Genomic DNA, 16,851 nt, shown 5'->3' with positions numbered 1-16,851 from the left:
GAACCGGCGGGCACGCCGTACGGCCCCTTGTGGGAGGGCCGTACGGTCCCCGGGCGGGGCCGGCGCGTTCAGGCGGGGATGTCGAGATCGACGCCGTACAGGGTGCGTCCGGCGACCAGTTCGCGTCCGGTCACCAGCTCCGGCTCGATGCGGACGAAGACCTCCCGCGGCGAGGCCACCCACGAGCGGGGGCCGGTGCGGGCCAGGATCTCGTGCCGTACGGGGTCGGTGACCACCGCGGCCCGTCCGGTGATGACGACGCTCCAGCCGGAGTGGGCGACCGCGTCGACCTCGTCCGCCTCGAACGCGACGACCGCCTGGTCGATCGCCCGCACCAGTTCGGAGGCCGCCGAGGTGCGCAGCAGCACGGCGCCGTCCCCGTCGAGGCAGAAGTTCACCGGCAGCACCGCCGGCAGGGCCTTGCGCGTGTGGACGATGCGACCGACGGGCACCTTCGCCAGCAGACGCAGGCACTCCTGCCGATCGAGTTCTCGGAATCCGTCGTTGGGGTACATGGCCGGCCGTCTTTCAGCGCGTGGGGACCGCTCTGTGCGGCGGTATGGGAACAGGTCCATCATGTGTCGGCCGGGACCGCCGGCTTAGGGCCATGGGTCCCGACCAGGATGGACAACAGCCCTTTCACACGGTGATCCGGCGCCCGGTCAGAGCGAGCAGCTCGATGCGCACCCACACCTCGCGCCGCCCGCCGGCCCAGGGTTCGCTGTAGGAGCCCTCGACCAGCCGGCGCACCTCGTCCGGGTCGGTCACGGTCCGGGCGAGGCCGCGGACCAGCACGCTCCAGCCCTGGCTGAAGACGTCGTCGATGCGGTCGACCTCGAACGCCACCCGGCAGCCGGCCGCCTGCGCCGGTACGGTGCCCGGCGAGGTGCTGAAGACGATCGCGCCGTCGACGAGGCTGTAGTTGACGGGGACCACGAGGGGTCCCTCGACGGTGGGCACCGCGATGCGTCCCACGCCGTGCGTGGACAGCAGTGCGCGGCACTCCTGGACGCTGAGTTCGGTGAACTCCGCGTGGCGGGCCGCCCTGCCGGGACCGGGCGGCGCGTCGGCCTCGCCGCCGGTCAGCTCCGTGATGGTGGTGCCGAGGACCTCCGCGAGCCTCAGCAGGGTGCCGGTGCCCGGTGCGGCGGCCGGCTGCTCCTCCAGGTACTGGAGGTATCCGGGGGCCACGCCGGCCCGGGCGGCCGTCTCCTCGCGGCTGAGCCCGAGACGGTTGCGCCTGCGTGCGAGACGGCGCCCGAGATCGCCCGCCGCGAGGGCGTTCGGCGCGCCGGGACCCGCTGCTGTCATTCCCCGTCACTCCTTCCGGTCACGTCCGTGTCATGCCGTCCGGACGGCGAGGGTCTCGTGGCTCTCCCCACCGAGCACCACCTTCAGGGCGCCGGTGTCCGCGGCCCGCGCGAAGACGTCGTACGCCTCCTGCATCTCGTGCATCGGGAAGGTGTGGGTGACCAGCGCCTGCACGGGCAGCCGGCCGGCGGCCGCCATGCGCAGCAGGGTCGGCGTGGTGTTGGTGTCGACCAGGCCGGTGGTGATGGTCACGTTCTTGATCCACAGGTCTTCCAGGTGCAGCGTCGCGGGGCTGCCGTGCACGCCGACGTTGGCGACGTGCCCGCCGGGGCGCACCATGCGCGTGCTCATCTCGAAGGTCGCCGGGGTGCCGACGGCCTCGATGACGACGTCGGCGCCGAGTCCGTCGGTGAGGTCGGCGATCAGCTGCTCGGGCGCCTCGCGGGCGTCGGCCACGGCGTCGGCGCCGAGCTGCTTGGCCGCGTCCAGCCGGGCGGGGGCGAGGTCGACGGCGACGATGCGTTCGGGGCTGAACAGCCGGGCGGTGGCGATCGCGGCCAGTCCGACCGGGCCGGCTCCGACGACGGCCACGGTGTCGCCGGGCCGCACCTTCCCGTTGAGGACGCCCACCTCGTAGGCGGTGGGGAAGATGTCCGCCAGGAGCACGGCCTGGGTGGCGTCCAGCGTGCTGGGCAGCGCGTGGACGGACAGGTCGGCGTAGGGCACGCGCACGTACTCGGCCTGGGTGCCGTCGATCAGGTGGCCGAGGATCCAGCCCCCGCCGCCCCGGCACTGGCCGTACATCCCCGTGCGGCAGTAGGCGCAGCGTCCGCAGGCACTGATGCAGGAGACCAGGACCCGGTCCCCCGGCCGTACGGTGCGCACGTCGCTGCCGGTCTCGACGACCTCGCCGACCGCCTCGTGGCCGAGGACGGTACCCGGCCGGACCTCGGGCACGTCGCCCTTGAGGATGTGCAGGTCCGTGCCGCAGATGGTGACGGCGTCGACGCGGACGATGGCGTCGGTCGCCTCCTGGATGCCGGGGTCCGGGACGTCCTCCCAGGAGGACTGGCCGGGGCCGTGGAAGACATAGCCCTTCATGGCGATCTTTCCCTCCTCGGTTCCCCGGGCCCGTGAGTCCGGGGTCACCGGATGCCGGTGCGGCGCCGGGATTGCCCCGCAGCTTCAGCTTGGGCCGCCACGGCCCTGCCCGCTTGGGCCGGTCGGCCCTGCGGGCGCCGCCGGACGGATCCTTACCGGCCCGGTTCGGCCCGTCCGGCCCAGGCCCGGCGCGATGCGGTGGGCCGATCGGCACTTCCCCGCGCGGGCCCCGGACGGCTTGTCTTTGACCATGGCCGAAACCCACTCCAGCCGCACGCCGGACCCCACCGTGCGCACCGTCGCCGGGAGGACCGTCGTGGCGCTGCGCGGCGAGATCGACCTGCTCGTGGCACCGTCCCTGTCGGCTCGGCTCGACGCGCTGACGTCGTCTCCGAACCCCGACGTGGTGGTGGATCTGCGGGCGGTGTCCTTCATCGACTGCTCCGGACTGGGAGTGCTGTGCCGGGTGCGCAACCGCGTCCTGGCGCGGCACGGCCGGCTGCGGCTGGTCTCCGACGACCCCGGCTTCCTTCGGCTGCTGCGCCCCGCCGGCCTGGCGGGCGTCTTCCACGTGTGTACCCGCCTGTCCGAGGCCCTCACCCCCGGGCCGGAGCCGGTGGGACTGACCGCCGCCGCGGGCTGAGGACCGGGGGCTGAACGGCCCGGCGCCGCGGGGAGGTGGGTCCCGGTCGGACCCCGGGTAGGCGCCTGACCGGCCCATCCCCGCACGCCCCGCCAGGTGGCACCGTCGTGCCGTGACCACGAGGAGGAGGGGCAGGACAATGGGCGGCAGGTCTGGAAGGAAGAGGCTGTGGCGGTTCCGGAGCAATCCGCTGCGGCGCCACGAGGACATCGTCGAGGCGTGGATCGTGCTCGCCGTGTGGGCGGTCATCGCCATCGGCGGAGCCGTCGCCGGGCTGGTCACGGCCGGTGCCGCCGGTGACGTGCTCGCCCAGCAGCGTGCGGAACGGCACTCCACCCGCGCCGTCCTGCTCGCCGACGTATCGGGCGACTCGTCGGCCGGGGTGACGGCCGAGCGGGTCCCGGCCCGGGTCCGCTGGACGACGGCGGACGGCGCCACCCGCACCGGCAGGACCCTGGTGGACGCCGGTCAGAAGGCCGGCAGCCGGGTCGTGGTCTGGCTGGACGCCCGGGACGCGCTCACCACCCGGCCGCCCGGGCCCACGGAGGCCCGTCTCGAGGCGGGTCTGCTGGGCGGGGCCGCCGGGCTGGCCGTCGCGGGCGCCGTCTTCGGCGCGGGCGCACTGGCCCGCTGGCGCCTGGACCGCAGGCGCTTCGAGGAGTGGGGCAAGGAGTGGGACCTGGTCGGACCCGCCTGGGGCCACAAGACCGGCTGACCCACCGCCCCCACCGCCCCCACCACCACCGAGCCGCCGCCGCACCACGGCCGAGCACCCTCCAGCCCGTGCCCCCGCCACCGCGCGAGGCACGGGCTTGTCGGCGCCCGCGCGACCGCGGCCGCTGACCGTGACCGCACGACCGCGGCCTCGCGCCCCGCCACCGCCACCGCCACCGCCACCGCCACCGCACGGTCCCGCCCCGCACCCGCCGAGTCGCCGGACCCTGTCCGCCCGGACCCATGAGGAGGCCCGTGCACCCTGTCCGGGGTGCACGGGCCTCCTCGTGGTCACGGGGCCCAGGTCCGCCTCAGCTCACCGTCAGGTCCGGGCGGACCAGCGTGCCGGAGCGGCCGTGCACGATCTCGTACGCGGCGTCCAGGGCGCCGATGGCGGCCAGCCCGCCGGTGCGGGCGACGAAGCGGGCGGCGGCCTCGGCCTTGGGTCCCATGGAGCCGGCGGGGAAACCGCCGCGGCGCAGCTCGGTGGGGGTGACGTCGAGGATGGGCCGCTGTTCGGGGGTGCCGAAACCGGCGTACACGCACGGCACGTCGGTGAGGATCAGCAGGAAGTCGGCCTTGAGGTCCTCGGCGAGCAGGGCCGCGGTGAGGTCCTTGTCGACGACGGCCTCCGCCCCGCTGAGCCCCCCGGTGACCCGGTCGGCGACGACGGGGACGCCCCCGCCGCCGGCGCACACGACCAGCGTGTCGCAGGCCAGCAGGTCGTGGATGGTGGACGTCTCCAGGAACCGCTCGGGCGCCGGTGAGGGGACCACCCGGCGCCAGCCGCCGGTGTCCTCGGCGATGTGCCAGCCGTGCTCCCTGGCCAGTGCCCGGGCGTGCTCGCGTGAGTACACCTGCCCGACGAACTTGTCGGGCCGGGCGAAGGCCGGGTCGTCGGCCCGCACCAGGGTGTGGGTGACCACCGAGGCGATCTTGCGGCCGGGCAGCGCGTCGTGCAGGGCCCGCACCAGCAGGGAGCCGATCAGGCCCTGGGTCTGGGCGCCGAGCAGGTCCAGCGGATAGGGAGCGCTCAGGGCGTGGTCGCTCGCGCTCTCCACCGCCAGCATGCCGATCTGGGGGCCGTTGCCGTGGGTGATCACGAGCTCGTTGTCCTGGGCGAGCGCGGCGATCGCGGTGGCCACCCGGACGATGTTGGCCGTCTGGATCTCCGCGTCGGGGCGTTCGCCCCGGTGCAGCAGGGCGTTGCCGCCGAGAGCGACGACGATACGCATGGTTCAGCCCTCCACAGTGGCCACGCCCCGCTGGCGCGGGCAGGTGGTGCCGGGTGTGCGTTGCGGGATCGATCCTGCTGCGCGGGGCCGGGCCGGGTGAGTGGCCGCAGGTCCCCGGACGTGCCCGTTGGTCCCGGGACTCACGGCCGCCCGGCCCCTGTCCCGCGCGGCAGGTGACAGCCATGGCCGCTCGACGGGCCCCGGCGCACCGGGCACCGTCCCGGCCTCCGGCGCCGGTCGCGTGCCCCTGATGACCGGGCCGCACGAGGTGATCAGGCCACCGATCCCACCACGACGGCGGTGCACACGATCGTCGCCACCGTGATCAGGACCATGGCGATCAGCGTCCCGCGCAGCCATCGCCCGAACCGGATGCGGTTCGCCTCCTCGGTGGCGCTGACGCTGTCGGCGATGTACTCCGTGACCATGCGGGCCACGTACCTCTGCTCCTCGAGATACCACCGCTCGATGTCCCGCTTCTGCTCGACGGACAGCCCGTCCACCCGTGCGCTGAAGTCCGCCACACGTCGGCGAGCCGCACTGAGTCGAGCCTCCCGGTAGAGGAAGGCCTCTATGTCGGCCAGCCCGCGAGCGGCCTGCTTCTTCCATCCCGGTCGGTGAATCCGCGCACTGCTCGTCGGCCGGTGACCGCTTCGTGGACGTCCAAGATCGCCTACTCCCTACGTGGTTGGCGTACCGAGGCTCCGTTGCGCCCACGACCGTAGCGGCCGAGACGGTGTGAGTGTAAGCGCCACCGAAATAGTGACACTGTTTGAGCCTGCGGCAGCCCGCTCAGGCACCCCAGTGGGCCTCCGGGGCCGCCGCCACCTCGGCCGGCCGCTGGAGCACGGTCCAGTGATTGCAGTCCAGTTCGACGATCTTGGGCGCGTGCAGGGCCCTGCCCAGCTCGCGGCCGAACTCGATCTGGCAGGCCGGGTCGAGCGCACCCCAGAACACCATGCACGGCGCCGACACCCGGGCCGGCGCGGGCTCCCATTCCGCACCCACCGTCAGGGCGGAACGGTAGAGCCGGAGAATGCTGTCCTTCATCGGGGCGTCGACCCGTGCGGCCGTCTTCCCGGCCGCCTCGGCGGGCACGTCGAAGCCTTCCGTCAGGTCACGGGCGAAGGACTCCGCCTCCAGCCGGTCCATGTAACGGGGGCCCTCGACCGGGTCCTGCCAGATCCTGGCGAGCGGATGTCAGACGTACTCGGAGCTGACGGGACCGTTTCCCCCGCCCCAGGTGCGGACCGGGTCCCACAGGCGGTGGGTGTCGGGGGCGCCGTGTACGAGAACTGCGGGCATGGGAGATGTCCTTCACAGCTGAAGAATCACGGAAGCATCACGCGACCATGTGGCAGAGCGCCACACGTGACCATACGCCGGGAAACAACACTTTGTCACACTGTTGTGACGAGGTCGGCCGCCCATGATCCACAGCCGCCGGCTGGCCGGCACCCCCGTGGCTGAATCCGCGCGGCGGCCCGTTCCGGCCGCGCTCGTTGTCACACATCCGCGGGCCGTCCGGTCAATAGGGGGTAACCACCAGGCCTACGGCTCAGGAGAGCGTCAATGGAACCGCGTCTCAACTTCTTCGGCAGCCCCTTCGCCGGGAAGGTGCTGAAGCACATCAACTCGGCGGCCAAGGTCGCCTCGGAGTCGGGCGTGCCGACGGCGACCCAGGAACCGGTCAAGATCCGCGCCAGCCAGATCAACGGCTGCGGCTACTGCACCGACATGCACACCAAGGACGCCGTCGCCGCGGGTGAGACCCAGCAGCGGCTCAACCTGGTCGCCGCGTGGCGGGAGGCCACGGTCTTCACCGAGGCGGAGCGCGCCGCGCTGGAGCTGTCCGAGCAGGGCACCCGCATCTCGGACGCTTCGGGCGGCGTCACCGACGAGGCCTGGGCGAACGCGGCCAAGCACTACGACGAGGAGCAGCTCATCGCGCTGCTCTCCCTCATCGCCGTCATCAACGCCTACAACCGCATCAACGTCCGGCCCCGCTGTGCGCAATCTACGAATGGGTGATCTCTTTGTACTCCTGCTCGGTCGGTTTGGTGATCTGGGAACCCTCGCCGTAAAAGCCCCGGCTGAGCCGGATCCGCAGCCGCTGCGCGCGCGTGGGCCCGCCGTGAGCTCCGTCGGTACCGTTGCCGTCCGCCGGCAGGGTGAGCGGCGTGTACTGCTCGTGCGCGGTCAGCGCGTGCAGCTCTTCCCGGCCGAGAGGTTCGTGCACCTCCACGTACTCTCCGTGCGGCAGGCGTTTGACGATGCCCGTCTCACGGCCGTCCAGCACCATGTCGCGGTCGCGTCGCTGCAGGCCGAGGGTCCAGCGTTCGGCAACGAACCAGACGATGAGCGGTACGGCGAACAGGCCGACGCGGACCGCCCACGTGACGGCGTTGACGGAGACGTGGAACCGCGTGGCGATCAGGTCGTTCGCCGCTCCGATCAGCGCCACCAGGTACGCGCTCAGCCAGGCGGCGCCCAGTGCGGTGCGCACGGGCCGGTTGCGTGGCCGGTCGAGGAGGTGCTGCTCCCGGTCGCCGCCGGTCACCCACGCCTCGATGAAGGGGTACGCGCCCATCGCGAGGAACAGACCGACGCCCGCCACCATCGGAATCAGGTTGTCGAGGGCGAGCGTACGACCCCAGGCGCTGATCTCCCAGCCGGGCATGACGCGCAGCAGACCGTCGGCCACGCCCATGTACCAGTCGGGCTGCGATCCGGCCGAGACCTGGTCGGGCCGGTAGGGGCCGTACAGCCAGACGGGGTTGATCTGCGCGACGGCCGCGACGAAGAAGATCACACCGGCGACCAGGAACAAGTATCCCGCCGACTTCACGAGATACACCTTGGCGGGTATGCCGACGACGTTCTCGTCGGTGCGTCCCGGCCCGGGGCGCTGGGCGTGCCGGTGCCGGAGGGACAGGACCACGTGGGCGACGATCAGAGCCGTCATCAGGGCGGGGATCAGCAGGACGTGGATGGTGTCGAAGCGGGCCACCAGATCGTCTCCCGGGAACTCTCCGCCGAAGAGGAACATCGACAGACAGGTGCCGACGACCGGTACCGAAAGAATGGTTCCGTTCACGACCGCCAGCCCGGTGCCGGACAGCAGGTCGTCCGGCAGGTCGTACCCGGTGAGCCCCCCGAACATGGCCAGGATCAGCAGGGAGAAGCCGAGGATCCAGTTGAGTTCGCGCGGCTTGCGGAACGCGCCGGTGAAGAAGACACGCATCATGTGAACGACCACGGCGGCGACGAATATCAGTGCCGCCCAGTGGTGGGCCTGCCGGATGAGCAGGCCGCCCCGCACGTCGAAGGAGATGTGCATGGTGGAGTCGAACGCCTCCGAGACCCGTTGGCCCCGCAGCGGCGCGTAGCTGCCCTCGTAGACCACCTGCTCCGACGAGGGGTGGAAGGAGAAGGTCAGGTACACGCCCGTGATGACGAGGACGACGAAGCTGTAGAGGCAGATCTCGCCCAGCAGGAACGACCAGTGATCCGGAAAGGCCTTCCGCAGCGCGCCCCGGGCCCGGCCGCGGTGACCCAGCCTCGCCCTCGCCCACTCGGCGAGCCTTTCACCCGATTCCTTCACGACGGCACTCCCACGTCAGGTTTTGCGAACTTCCGACTCCCTTACGACCGTGCGTCGCGTGAAGATGTGACATGACACTGTCTCGGTGCCCCGCCGGCATCGCTCCGGAAGCGATCAGGCGGTGGCCCCCACGGCTGCCCGGGCCCGGCGTGCCGTCCGGCGTCGGGATCCTCGTATCGGCAGCTCGCACTCAGCTCGCACTCTCACGCCAGTCCACGGCCGGACCTCCTCGGTGTCGAAGTGTCTGGCCCTTGAGAACGGGCGCTGCCGGTATGTGTGACACCGGGTCGCACGTGGAGCGTCGTCACCGCGGGCCAGACGGACTCCGTCCGACAACCTGTCGCACTCCCTGTGGGACAGTGGCAACAAGTGGTTCATCCTTGTGTGGAGTGCGCTCCCGCTTATGATGTCCGGGTACAGCGGAGGATGAGAGGAACACATGGTCTCGGGCACTCGCGCGGCACACAATGTCGAGATCACCGCGGAGAGCCTCCAGGAGGACCTGGCCCGCCTGGAGCTTCAGAAGCAGGCACTCGAGCGGGAACTGGCCGCGGTCGTGGCCCACCTCGGCTCCGTCCAGCGGGCCCTCAGTGCCCTCGAGGTCCTGATGCGCGACCCGGCTGCCACCGCGGGCCCCGGCGGAAGTGTCGCCGCCCCCTCGGACACCGGGCACTCCGGAGCCGCCGCGGCGCAGACCGACGCCCGCTCCGAGGACGCCGACGCGGGTCCCCGGACAGAGCCCCGCGTCAAGCAGCCGAAGCACCGCCAGGAGGCGGCGAAGCGGACCTCCCGCGCGCCCCGCGCCAAGGTGGACCAGCAGCGGAACTACGGTCGGCTCACCGAGCAGATCCTGGAGTACTTCGAGGGCGTCGGCGACGCCGATGTGCGCGCTCGGGATGTCGCGGCGGCGCTGGGCCGCGACGGCGACAGCGGGAGCATCAACGCGGTCCGCAGCACCCTCGACCGCCTCGTCGGCAGTTCCCGTGTCCGCCGGGCGGGCCGTGGGCTCTACCGCGCTCAGCGGTCCTGACCGGACGCTGCGGACGCCGGCCCGCGGGGGATCGAGCGGCGTCCGGAGCGCAACGCACCCGCTCGGCTCCGTCGGCAGGTGCTGAATCGTGTCCCTGACCGCTGCCGCGGCGATCGCGCATCACAGTGTCAGGAACGCTGTGAAAATTGTGTCGCATTTCAACAGTGTGATGGTTCGTCTCCGCGTAGCCGGTGACGGGCAGGCGTGCCCGTCACCGGCTCGCTCGGTTCCCGCCTCACGTGACCTTGACCGCCGCAAGGCCGATACTGCCTGGGGAGGACTCCAGCCGCATGCCGTCGATCCACCGCCGGGCCTGACACAGCGTCACCGAAGTGAGCCGACTAGGAGATTGTCATGAAGATGCTGATCAACGTCGCTGAGACCGTGGTCGCGGACGCGCTGCGGGGCATGGCGGCCGCCCACCCCGAGCTGACCGTCGACGTGGACAACCGCGTGATCGTACGGCGGGACGCTCCGGTGGCCGGCAAGGTCGCCCTGGTCTCCGGCGGCGGGTCCGGGCACGAGCCGCTGCACGGCGGGTTCGTGGGCCCCGGGATGCTCTCGGCGGCGTGCCCGGGCGAGGTGTTCACGTCTCCGGTCCCGGACCAGATGGTGCGGGCGGCGGCGGCCGTGGACAGCGGCGCGGGGGTGCTGTTCGTGGTGAAGAACTACACCGGTGACGTGCTCAACTTCGACATGGCGGCCGAACTCGCCGAGGACGAGGGCATCCAGGTCGCCAAGGTGCTGGTCAACGACGACGTGGCGGTGACCGACAGCCTCTACACGGCCGGGCGGCGCGGCACCGGGGCGACGCTGTTCGTGGAGAAGATCGCGGGCGCCGCCGCGGACGAGGGGCAGCCGCTGGAGCGGGTGGAGGCGATCGCCCGGCAGGTCAACGACAACGCGCGCAGCTTCGGTGTGGCGCTCACCGCGTGCACCACACCGGCCAAGGGCAGCCCCACCTTCGACCTGCCGGCCGGCGAACTGGAGCTGGGCGTCGGCATCCACGGCGAACCCGGCCGGGAGCGGCGGGCGATGATGACCTCGCGCGAGATCGCCGACTTCGCCGTGCACGCCGTCCTGGACGACCTCTCCCCGCGCAACCCCGTCCTGGTCCTCGTCAACGGCATGGGCGCGACTCCGCTGCTGGAGCTGTACGGCTTCAACGCCGAGGTGCAGCGGGTGCTCGCCGAGCGCGGTGTCGCCGTCGCCCGCACGCTCGTCGGCAACTACGTCACCTCCCTCGACATGGCGGGCGCCTCGGTGACCCTGTGCCAGATCGACGAGGAACTGCTCAGGCTGTGGGACGCGCCGGTCCGCACCCCGGCGCTGCGCTGGGGCATGTGACCGGCGAAGCCCCGCGCCGACCCACCTACCACGCAAGGAGATCCCGTGCTCGACGCCGACTTCTTCCGCCGTTGGATGACGGTCACCGCCGCGTCCGTGGACCGCGAGGCGGAACGGCTCACCGCCCTCGACTCCCCCATCGGCGACGCCGACCACGGCAGCAATCTGCAGCGCGGGTTCAAGGCCGTCGTCGCCGTGTTGGAGATGGAGGTCCCGGACACGCCGGGCGCGGTCCTCACGCTCGCCGGGCGGCAGCTGATCTCCACGGTCGGCGGCGCGTCGGGGCCGCTGTACGGCACGCTGCTGCGCCGGACCGGCAAGGCGCTCGGGGACGGCCGCGAGGTGAGCGAGGCAGGGCTGTCCGAGGCGCTGCGGGCCGGGGTGGACGCGGTCATGGCCCTCGGGGGCGCCGCCCCGGGCGACAAGACCATGATCGACGCGCTGGTGCCGGCCGTGGACGCCCTCGGCGACGGCTTCGCCGCGGCGCGGTCCGCCGCCGAGGAGGGGGCGCTGGCGACGACGCCGTTGCAGGCCCGCAAGGGCCGGGCGAGCTATCTGGGTGAGCGCAGCATCGGCCACCAGGATCCCGGCGCCACGTCGTCGGCGCTGCTCGTCGCGGGGCTCGCGGAGGCCGCCGGTGAGTGACGGCAGGGGCGAGACGGACGCGAAGGGCGCGAAGCCGGTCGGCATCGTGCTGGTGTCGCACAGCGCCGAAGTGGCCGCGGCCGTGGCCGAACTGGCGAAGGCCCTGGCGGGCGGCGCGGCGTCGGTGCCGGTCGCGGCGGCGGGCGGCACCGAGGGCGGCGGTATGGGCACGAGCGCCGGACTGATCTCCGCGGCGGCCGCGTCCGTGGACCGCGGCGCCGGCGTCGCGGTGCTGGCCGACCTGGGCAGCGCGGTCCTCACCGTCAAGGCGCTGCTCGCGGAGGACGACGAACTGCCCGACGGCACACGGCTGGTGGACGCCCCGTTCGTGGAGGGCGCGGTGGCCGCCGTCGTCACCGCGGCGACGGGCGCCGGCCTCGACGCGGTGGAGGCGGCGGCCACGGAGGCGTACACGTACCGGAAGGTTTGACATCCCGCGGATCGGCTTCGTGGAGAGCCGGTGGTGGAACTCGCGGCGTGGAGGTCGCCGGTCTTCGGCAGGCGCTGGCTCTGAAGCTGTACCGAAGCTGCACGCCGATCACGGTGCCCGCCCACGTCCGAGGTCAGAGCAGCCGGCACCTCGCCGAGCCAGGCCCGCTCCGGGGTGTTCTTCGCGGCCAGAGATTCGCTTCACCACCGGTCTGAAGACCGATGTACTGCGCATGGAGCCGGTGGCCGACCGTCACACGGACACGGACACGGCGCCGGCCGCGCGCGGCGTGGGCGGTCGGTGGCTCACGACACTCCCTGGGCGGCGGTGGCCAGGGCCGTGCGCAGGGTGCGGGCCAGTTCGGCCTCCGCCGTCGCGCGGTCGGGCCCCGCTTCGGCGGTGCGCCAGGCATGGTGTTCGACCGCGGCGCGCAGCGCCGCGTTGAACATCGCCGCCTGGATCGCCGGGCGGAGGTCGTCGGCGGGCAGCCCGGCCCGCTCGGCCAGGGCCCGGGCGAAGGCGGGCTCCGCCTCGTCGTAGGTCTGCAGCCAGATCGCGCGCAGGCCCGGCTCGGTGCGGGTCAGCCGGACCAGTCCCGCGACGGTCGCGCCGTCCGGTCCCGCGACCAGGGGCAGGCCGGTGGTGTGCCCGGGCGTGAGGATCTCCTCCAGCGGCCGGCCGGCAGGCCAGCCGCGCAGTCGGGCGGCGAGCATCTCGATCCCGGCCGTGAACAGGGGCCGTACGCAGGCCTCCTTGCTCGGGAAGTAGCGCCACACGGTCCGTGCGGAGACGCCGGCCGCCTGCCCGATCTGCTCGCCCGTGGTCGCCGTGACGCCCTGGGCGACGAACAGGTCGACCGCGGCGCGGGCGATCTCGAGGCGGATCTCGGCCTTGCGCTGCTCGGTCAGGGGCGGTCGTCCCGTGCGTCCGCGGCCCGCGGTCATGGTTCCTCCGGCTGACGGTGATCGCTCTTCCGGAATTCTCCCCCACGAATTTATGTCACACAGAGACATTAAGTCGTAGGGTGAGGGCGTGCACGGGTCGCAGCGCCCGGCACGCACGTTCCCCGCACAATGAACAGGAGCACCTCATGGCCGGCGGACTCGACGGACGCAGCGTCATCGTGACCGGGGCGGGCTCGGGCATCGGGCGAGCCGCCGCACTATCGACGGCACGGTCCTGCCGGTCGACGACGGCTGGGCGGCCGTCTGACGGCCCCCGGGGTCACCTGGCGAGTCGCTCGCCGCGCATGAACTCCAGGGCCAGCCGCTCCCCCGCCCTCACCGCCGCCGTGCGGCTCTGGATGGGGTGCGCGACGGACCGCTTGAAGACGATGTAGGTGACCCCGAAGGACGCGCCGCCGCCCTGCGGATCCGGGCGGATGCCGAGGCCCGCGGCGGTGGCGTAGGACGCCTCGCCGATGATGCCCTGCGGGCCGATGTCGCCCACCACCGCGTACTGCACGCGGTCGCGGTAGACGACGGCGGCGACCGACCCGCCGCGGATCCCGTGCCTGCGGTGGTCCCAGATGCGGCTGGCGGCGGGAACCACGATGTACGGCAGGCGTTCGGCGCTCAGGTGACGGCCGTCGGACTGTGTGAAGGCGGTGGTGGTGGAGAAGGCGGGATCGGTGTCGCTGTTGCAACGCGGGCCGGGTCGCCCGTCGCAGTCGATGTCCAGGTCGGCCTTCCAGTAGACCGCGTCGCGGGTGCCGCACACCCGGATGTCCGCAGGCCGGCCCACGTCAGTGCGGTAGCGGCCCCGGGAGACCTGCACACAGGGACGCGCCCTGGCCAGCAGGGCGGCGGCGGTGACCGGGGTGTGCCGCCACGCCGCCGGCGCCTGCTGGACGCGGGTCTGAACGGTGGCCGGTGGGACCGTCGGAGCGAGCAGGGCGGCGCTTGCCGCGGCCAGCGTCAGCGACTGGACACGCACGATGGGAAAGCCTCTCCTGGGGGACACTGACAGACACCCGGCCCACTCTGATGACCTTCCCCGCGCGCGGCCACCGCTGGAGGGCCATATGGTGCAACCCTGTACCCGGACAGGGGCCGGGCGCCTGAGCCTGCGTCGGCTCCGGCTGCCCGGCCGCCCGCGTCCGGCGCGGGATCAGCGACGACAGCGGCCCGCACCACCGGCGAGAACTCCCCAGCCCTCATGGGAAGTTCGCCGTGAAGAACTTCAGCATACGTAACTCCCGCGGCAGCCGACCAACGACGGCCTCTTGCCGCGGTCCCGCCCGCGACGCCATATTGGTCCGGACCAATACCGCCGTACCGCCTCTGGAGGCACAGCCGTGCGTCGCGCCGCCCTTCTCCTGTGCCGACTGCTCGCCCTGTGCGCCGTCCTGGCGCCGGTCGCGTCCTGCGGCCGGGACGGCACGGGCGACGAGGGCCGGCTGCCCGGGGTGCCCGGCGGCGTCACCGCCACGGCGGGCAGCGCCACCAGCGTGCACGTCATGTGGAACGCGGTGCCCGCGGATCCCGGCATCCGCGCCTACGAGGTGTACCGGGGCGCCACCAAGGTGGCGCGGGTGCCCGGTTCGGCGCACATGGTGGACGTCACCAGGCTCAGGCCGTCCACCATGTACGTGTTCACCGTGCGGGCCCGCGACGCCGCGGGACGGCTCGGGCCGCACAGCCGGAAGGTGCGGGCCAGGACGCCCGCGGCCGTGGCGACGGACGCCACGCCGCCGACCCGGCCGGGCCGCACCCGCGGCCGCACGGCGGGCAGCCGTGCGGTCCAGCTGTCCTGGTCCGCGTCGAGGGACGACCGTGCCGTGGTGTCGTACGACGTCTGCCAGGGCGGCACGAAGATCCACAGCGTGGGCGGGGGCCAGCGGGCGGCCGTCGTCACCGGACTGCGGCCGGGCACCCGCTACTCCTTCACCGTGCGGGCCCGCGACGCGGCCGGCAACGTCTCACCGCCCGGCGCCGCCGTCCGGCTGACCACCCCCGGCTCCGACGACGGCCGGGACACCGCGCCCACCGGCTTCCGCGCGGGCACGCACCGCGCCGACGGGGCGTACTACATCGATCTGAGCTGGGTCCCGCCGCGCACCGACGGGCCGGTCACGCGGTACGAGATCCGCCTCGACGACCGCGGGGCCACCTCGCTGGTCTTCGGCGGCGACCCGCCGCGCGGCCGGGCGGCCTACAGCTTCTACGTGGGCCGGGAGGCCGGGGTCGGCCACCGGGTGCGGATCCGGGCCGGACTGCCCGACGGCACCTGGGGCGGCTGGTCGGCGCAGCGGTCGGTGACCACGGGACCGGGGCCCACCACGCGGCCCTGACGGGGGGCCCGGAGGACGGCCCCGGCGGACAGTCCGAAGGGCAGCCCGGCGGACGGCCCCGGAGGGCGGGGGGCGTAACCCGGACGGTCGGACGCGTCACCCGCCCGGCGGCCGTCCGCATGCGGGACGCGGCCGGGGCACGTTGGCTTCCTGTGAGGCAGCACGGGCGTTCCCCGATCCTCGGCGGCGCAAGGGATGTACCGCCAACCGTGCCGCCGGAAGGCAGTGGACATGCGCAATTCAAGGCCACCCGTTCCCCGTTCGCTCCTGACCGCGGCAGCCGCCGCCGCGCTCCCGCTCGCCCTGGCCGCCGGGCCGGCCACCGCCCAGGGGTCGGGCATCTCGGTCAGTACCAGCGGTTCCACGGTCTCGGTGACGACCACCGCGTGCTCCCGGACCAGCGGCAGCGGCAGCTTCGGCACCGCCTCCCTGCTCACCAGCAGCCAGACGAGCTTCGCCCAGGGCCGGCAGGTGGCCCTGTCCGGCACCACCGCCCTGCAGACGGCGGCCTGGCAGGGTGTGGCCCCCGGGACGTACACCGTGATCGTCATGTGCTCGTTCGACAACAGCATCGCGGGCACGCAGTCCGTCGTCGTCTCCGCCGCCACCCCCACCGTCACTCCGACGATCTCGGCCACGGCCACGGCCACGCCGTCGCGCGGGGTCATGGGCGGGCTCGGCGGCGCCGTCCGGGACTACGGCCCGGTGACGCTGGGGGTGGGCAGCGCCCTGGTCGGCGCGGGCGTCATCGCCACCGGCTGGTACCTGCGCCGCCGTTCCAAGCCGCACCGCCTGTGACCGCACCGCCTGTGACCGCACGACCGTGACCACACGGCCGTGACCGTCACGGCCGTGACCGCACGACCGTGACCGCACGACCGTGACCGCACGCCGGTCACCGCAGGACGGTCACCGCACGCCTGTGACCCCGGCGGCGCTCATGCCGCCGGAGGGCCGGGCAGTTCGGCGAACTCCTCCAGGGCGTGCGCCAGCCACCGTGTCCAGAAGGTCTCCAGGTCGATGCCGGCGCGCAGCACGAGGTGCCGCAGGCGGTCCTGGGCAGCGTCCTTGCCGGGCGGGAAGTCGCGCCTCTCGATCTCCTCGTACTCGGCCAACTGCCGCTGGTGCAGGTCGAGATGGCGGCGCAGGTCGTCCTGAAGACCCGCGGTCCCCACCACGGCCGCCGCGCGCAGCCGCAGAAACAGCGGGTCGCGCAGCGGCCGCGGGTCCTGCGGTGCGGCGGTCCACCGGGCCAGTTCGGCGCGGCCCGCGGGCAGCACCTCGTAGCACTTCTTCTGCCCGCGGGCCGGCTGCTCGGACGGCAGGGCGCGGATGTGTCCCTCGGCCTCCAGCTTTCCCAGCTCGCGATAGATCTGCTGATGCGTCGCCGACCAGAAGTAGCCGATCGACCGGTCGAACCGGCGGGTCAGCTCCAGCCCCGAGGACGGCTTTTCCAGCAGGGCGGTGAGGATCGCGTGCGGGAGTGACATGGGGTCATC

The 16,851-nt window shown here is 72.9% G+C and carries 19 protein-coding genes and 1 pseudogene; 10 read left to right on the top strand and 10 right to left on the bottom strand.

Features of this window, described 5'->3' with window-relative positions:
• Positions 1–68 precede the first annotated feature (68 nt).
• The 3 genes from ACH4ZX_RS26120 to ACH4ZX_RS26110 form a co-directional block, all read right to left on the bottom strand.
• Positions 69–515, bottom strand: coding sequence for a pyridoxamine 5'-phosphate oxidase family protein (locus ACH4ZX_RS26120; protein WP_324787792.1), 447 nt, complete (start codon positions 513–515; stop codon positions 69–71).
• A gap of 124 nt (positions 516–639) precedes the next feature.
• On the bottom strand, positions 640–1,311 hold the full coding sequence (locus ACH4ZX_RS26115) for a helix-turn-helix domain-containing protein (protein WP_398277323.1): 672 nt from the start codon (positions 1,309–1,311) through the stop codon (positions 640–642).
• 30 nt (positions 1,312–1,341) lie between these two features.
• A complete protein-coding gene (locus ACH4ZX_RS26110) occupies positions 1,342–2,412 on the bottom strand; it encodes a zinc-dependent alcohol dehydrogenase family protein (protein ID WP_398277320.1) in 1,071 nt (356 codons plus the stop codon).
• A gap of 250 nt (positions 2,413–2,662) precedes the next feature.
• Between ACH4ZX_RS26110 and ACH4ZX_RS26105 the strand changes: the two genes are divergently transcribed.
• Together ACH4ZX_RS26105 and ACH4ZX_RS26100 are read left to right on the top strand one after the other, a co-directional pair.
• Positions 2,663–3,055: an STAS domain-containing protein gene (locus ACH4ZX_RS26105; RefSeq protein WP_398277317.1), complete on the top strand. Its 393-nt coding sequence runs from the start codon at positions 2,663–2,665 to the stop codon at positions 3,053–3,055.
• Between the two features lie 139 nt (positions 3,056–3,194).
• Positions 3,195–3,770 (top strand): hypothetical protein, encoded by a 576-nt coding sequence (locus ACH4ZX_RS26100; RefSeq protein WP_398277314.1) that lies wholly within the window; start codon positions 3,195–3,197, stop codon positions 3,768–3,770.
• A 310-nt stretch (positions 3,771–4,080) separates the two neighbouring features.
• Here the strand turns inward: ACH4ZX_RS26100 and ACH4ZX_RS26095 are convergent, their stop codons facing one another.
• From ACH4ZX_RS26095 to ACH4ZX_RS26085, 3 genes are all read right to left on the bottom strand, one after another.
• Entirely contained in the window at positions 4,081–5,004 is a 924-nt protein-coding gene (locus ACH4ZX_RS26095; RefSeq protein ID WP_398277311.1) for a carbamate kinase, read from the bottom strand.
• Positions 5,005–5,276: 272 nt separating this feature from the next.
• Positions 5,277–5,528, bottom strand: coding sequence for a hypothetical protein (locus ACH4ZX_RS26090; RefSeq protein WP_398277308.1), 252 nt, complete (start codon positions 5,526–5,528; stop codon positions 5,277–5,279).
• 268 nt (positions 5,529–5,796) lie between these two features.
• On the bottom strand, positions 5,797–6,156 hold the full coding sequence (locus tag ACH4ZX_RS26085) for a hypothetical protein (protein ID WP_398277305.1): 360 nt from the start codon (positions 6,154–6,156) through the stop codon (positions 5,797–5,799).
• Positions 6,157–6,576: 420 nt separating this feature from the next.
• Between ACH4ZX_RS26085 and ACH4ZX_RS26080 the strand changes: the two genes are divergently transcribed.
• Complete coding sequence (locus ACH4ZX_RS26080) at positions 6,577–7,035, top strand: carboxymuconolactone decarboxylase family protein (RefSeq protein WP_398277302.1); 459 nt, start codon at positions 6,577–6,579, stop codon at positions 7,033–7,035.
• Here the strand turns inward: ACH4ZX_RS26080 and ACH4ZX_RS26075 are convergent.
• Positions 7,022–8,608: a cytochrome bc complex cytochrome b subunit gene (locus tag ACH4ZX_RS26075; RefSeq protein ID WP_398277299.1), complete on the bottom strand. Its 1,587-nt coding sequence runs from the start codon at positions 8,606–8,608 to the stop codon at positions 7,022–7,024. The two genes, ACH4ZX_RS26080 and ACH4ZX_RS26075, sit on opposite strands and share 14 nt — an antisense overlap.
• A 439-nt stretch (positions 8,609–9,047) precedes the next feature.
• On the opposite strand from ACH4ZX_RS26075, the gene ACH4ZX_RS26070 reads away from it, so the two are divergent.
• From ACH4ZX_RS26070 to ACH4ZX_RS26055, 4 genes are all read left to right on the top strand, one after another.
• Positions 9,048–9,638, top strand: a complete 591-nt coding sequence (locus ACH4ZX_RS26070) for a hypothetical protein (RefSeq protein ID WP_398277296.1) — start codon at positions 9,048–9,050, stop codon at positions 9,636–9,638.
• 354 nt (positions 9,639–9,992) lie between these two features.
• A complete protein-coding gene (gene dhaK, locus ACH4ZX_RS26065; protein ID WP_398277293.1) occupies positions 9,993–10,985 on the top strand; it encodes a dihydroxyacetone kinase subunit DhaK in 993 nt (330 codons plus the stop codon).
• Between the two features lie 45 nt (positions 10,986–11,030).
• On the top strand, positions 11,031–11,630 hold the full coding sequence (dhaL, locus tag ACH4ZX_RS26060) for a dihydroxyacetone kinase subunit DhaL (RefSeq protein WP_398277290.1): 600 nt from the start codon (positions 11,031–11,033) through the stop codon (positions 11,628–11,630).
• Positions 11,623–12,060 (top strand): PTS fructose transporter subunit IIA, encoded by a 438-nt coding sequence (locus tag ACH4ZX_RS26055; RefSeq protein ID WP_398277287.1) that lies wholly within the window; start codon positions 11,623–11,625, stop codon positions 12,058–12,060. The genes dhaL and ACH4ZX_RS26055 overlap by 8 nt, the downstream gene beginning before the upstream one ends.
• Positions 12,061–12,365: 305 nt before the next feature.
• On the opposite strand, the gene ACH4ZX_RS26050 is transcribed toward ACH4ZX_RS26055, so the two are convergent.
• Positions 12,366–13,004, bottom strand: coding sequence for a TetR/AcrR family transcriptional regulator (locus ACH4ZX_RS26050; RefSeq protein WP_398277284.1), 639 nt, complete (start codon positions 13,002–13,004; stop codon positions 12,366–12,368).
• A gap of 146 nt (positions 13,005–13,150) precedes the next feature.
• Between ACH4ZX_RS26050 and ACH4ZX_RS26045 the strand changes: the two are divergent.
• Positions 13,151–13,234, top strand: a pseudogene (locus ACH4ZX_RS26045) (3-ketoacyl-ACP reductase); the annotation flags it as partial.
• Positions 13,235–13,284: 50 nt separating this feature from the next.
• On the opposite strand, the gene ACH4ZX_RS26040 reads toward ACH4ZX_RS26045, so the two are convergent.
• On the bottom strand, positions 13,285–13,995 hold the full coding sequence (locus ACH4ZX_RS26040; RefSeq protein WP_398277281.1) for a glycoside hydrolase family 75 protein: 711 nt from the start codon (positions 13,993–13,995) through the stop codon (positions 13,285–13,287).
• A gap of 361 nt (positions 13,996–14,356) precedes the next feature.
• Between ACH4ZX_RS26040 and ACH4ZX_RS26035 the strand changes: the two genes are divergently transcribed.
• Both ACH4ZX_RS26035 and ACH4ZX_RS26030 read left to right on the top strand, forming a co-directional pair.
• Positions 14,357–15,352, top strand: a complete 996-nt coding sequence (locus ACH4ZX_RS26035) for a fibronectin type III domain-containing protein (protein ID WP_398277278.1) — start codon at positions 14,357–14,359, stop codon at positions 15,350–15,352.
• A gap of 231 nt (positions 15,353–15,583) precedes the next feature.
• Positions 15,584–16,150, top strand: coding sequence for a hypothetical protein (locus ACH4ZX_RS26030; RefSeq protein WP_398277275.1), 567 nt, complete (start codon positions 15,584–15,586; stop codon positions 16,148–16,150).
• Positions 16,151–16,290: 140 nt separating this feature from the next.
• On the opposite strand, the gene ACH4ZX_RS26025 is transcribed toward ACH4ZX_RS26030, so the two are convergent.
• Entirely contained in the window at positions 16,291–16,842 is a 552-nt protein-coding gene (locus ACH4ZX_RS26025; RefSeq protein ID WP_398277272.1) for a PadR family transcriptional regulator, read from the bottom strand.
• Positions 16,843–16,851: the final 9 nt, after the last annotated feature.

This window comes from Streptomyces sp. NPDC020490, from assembly GCF_044335305.1.
GTDB lineage: Bacteria > Actinomycetota > Actinomycetes > Streptomycetales > Streptomycetaceae > Streptomyces.
The sequence above is the reverse complement of the archived record's forward strand: the minus strand, read 5'-3'. Positions and strand labels throughout refer to the sequence as shown.

Coding starts and splice junctions, on each gene's coding strand:
- ACH4ZX_RS26120 (WP_324787792.1), bottom strand. CDS start 515: ATGTACCCCAACGACGGATTCCGAGAACTCGATCGGCAGGAGTGCCTG.
- ACH4ZX_RS26115 (WP_398277323.1), bottom strand. CDS start 1,311: ATGACAGCAGCGGGTCCCGGCGCGCCGAACGCCCTCGCGGCGGGCGAT.
- ACH4ZX_RS26110 (WP_398277320.1), bottom strand. CDS start 2,412: ATGAAGGGCTATGTCTTCCACGGCCCCGGCCAGTCCTCCTGGGAGGAC.
- ACH4ZX_RS26105 (WP_398277317.1), top strand. CDS start 2,663: ATGGCCGAAACCCACTCCAGCCGCACGCCGGACCCCACCGTGCGCACC.
- ACH4ZX_RS26100 (WP_398277314.1), top strand. CDS start 3,195: ATGGGCGGCAGGTCTGGAAGGAAGAGGCTGTGGCGGTTCCGGAGCAAT.
- ACH4ZX_RS26095 (WP_398277311.1), bottom strand. CDS start 5,004: ATGCGTATCGTCGTCGCTCTCGGCGGCAACGCCCTGCTGCACCGGGGC.
- ACH4ZX_RS26085 (WP_398277305.1), bottom strand. CDS start 6,156: ATGGACCGGCTGGAGGCGGAGTCCTTCGCCCGTGACCTGACGGAAGGC.
- ACH4ZX_RS26080 (WP_398277302.1), top strand. CDS start 6,577: ATGGAACCGCGTCTCAACTTCTTCGGCAGCCCCTTCGCCGGGAAGGTG.
- ACH4ZX_RS26070 (WP_398277296.1), top strand. CDS start 9,048: ATGGTCTCGGGCACTCGCGCGGCACACAATGTCGAGATCACCGCGGAG.
- dhaK (WP_398277293.1), top strand. CDS start 9,993: ATGAAGATGCTGATCAACGTCGCTGAGACCGTGGTCGCGGACGCGCTG.
- ACH4ZX_RS26050 (WP_398277284.1), bottom strand. CDS start 13,004: ATGACCGCGGGCCGCGGACGCACGGGACGACCGCCCCTGACCGAGCAG.
- ACH4ZX_RS26030 (WP_398277275.1), top strand. CDS start 15,584: ATGCGCAATTCAAGGCCACCCGTTCCCCGTTCGCTCCTGACCGCGGCA.
- ACH4ZX_RS26025 (WP_398277272.1), bottom strand. CDS start 16,842: ATGTCACTCCCGCACGCGATCCTCACCGCCCTGCTGGAAAAGCCGTCC.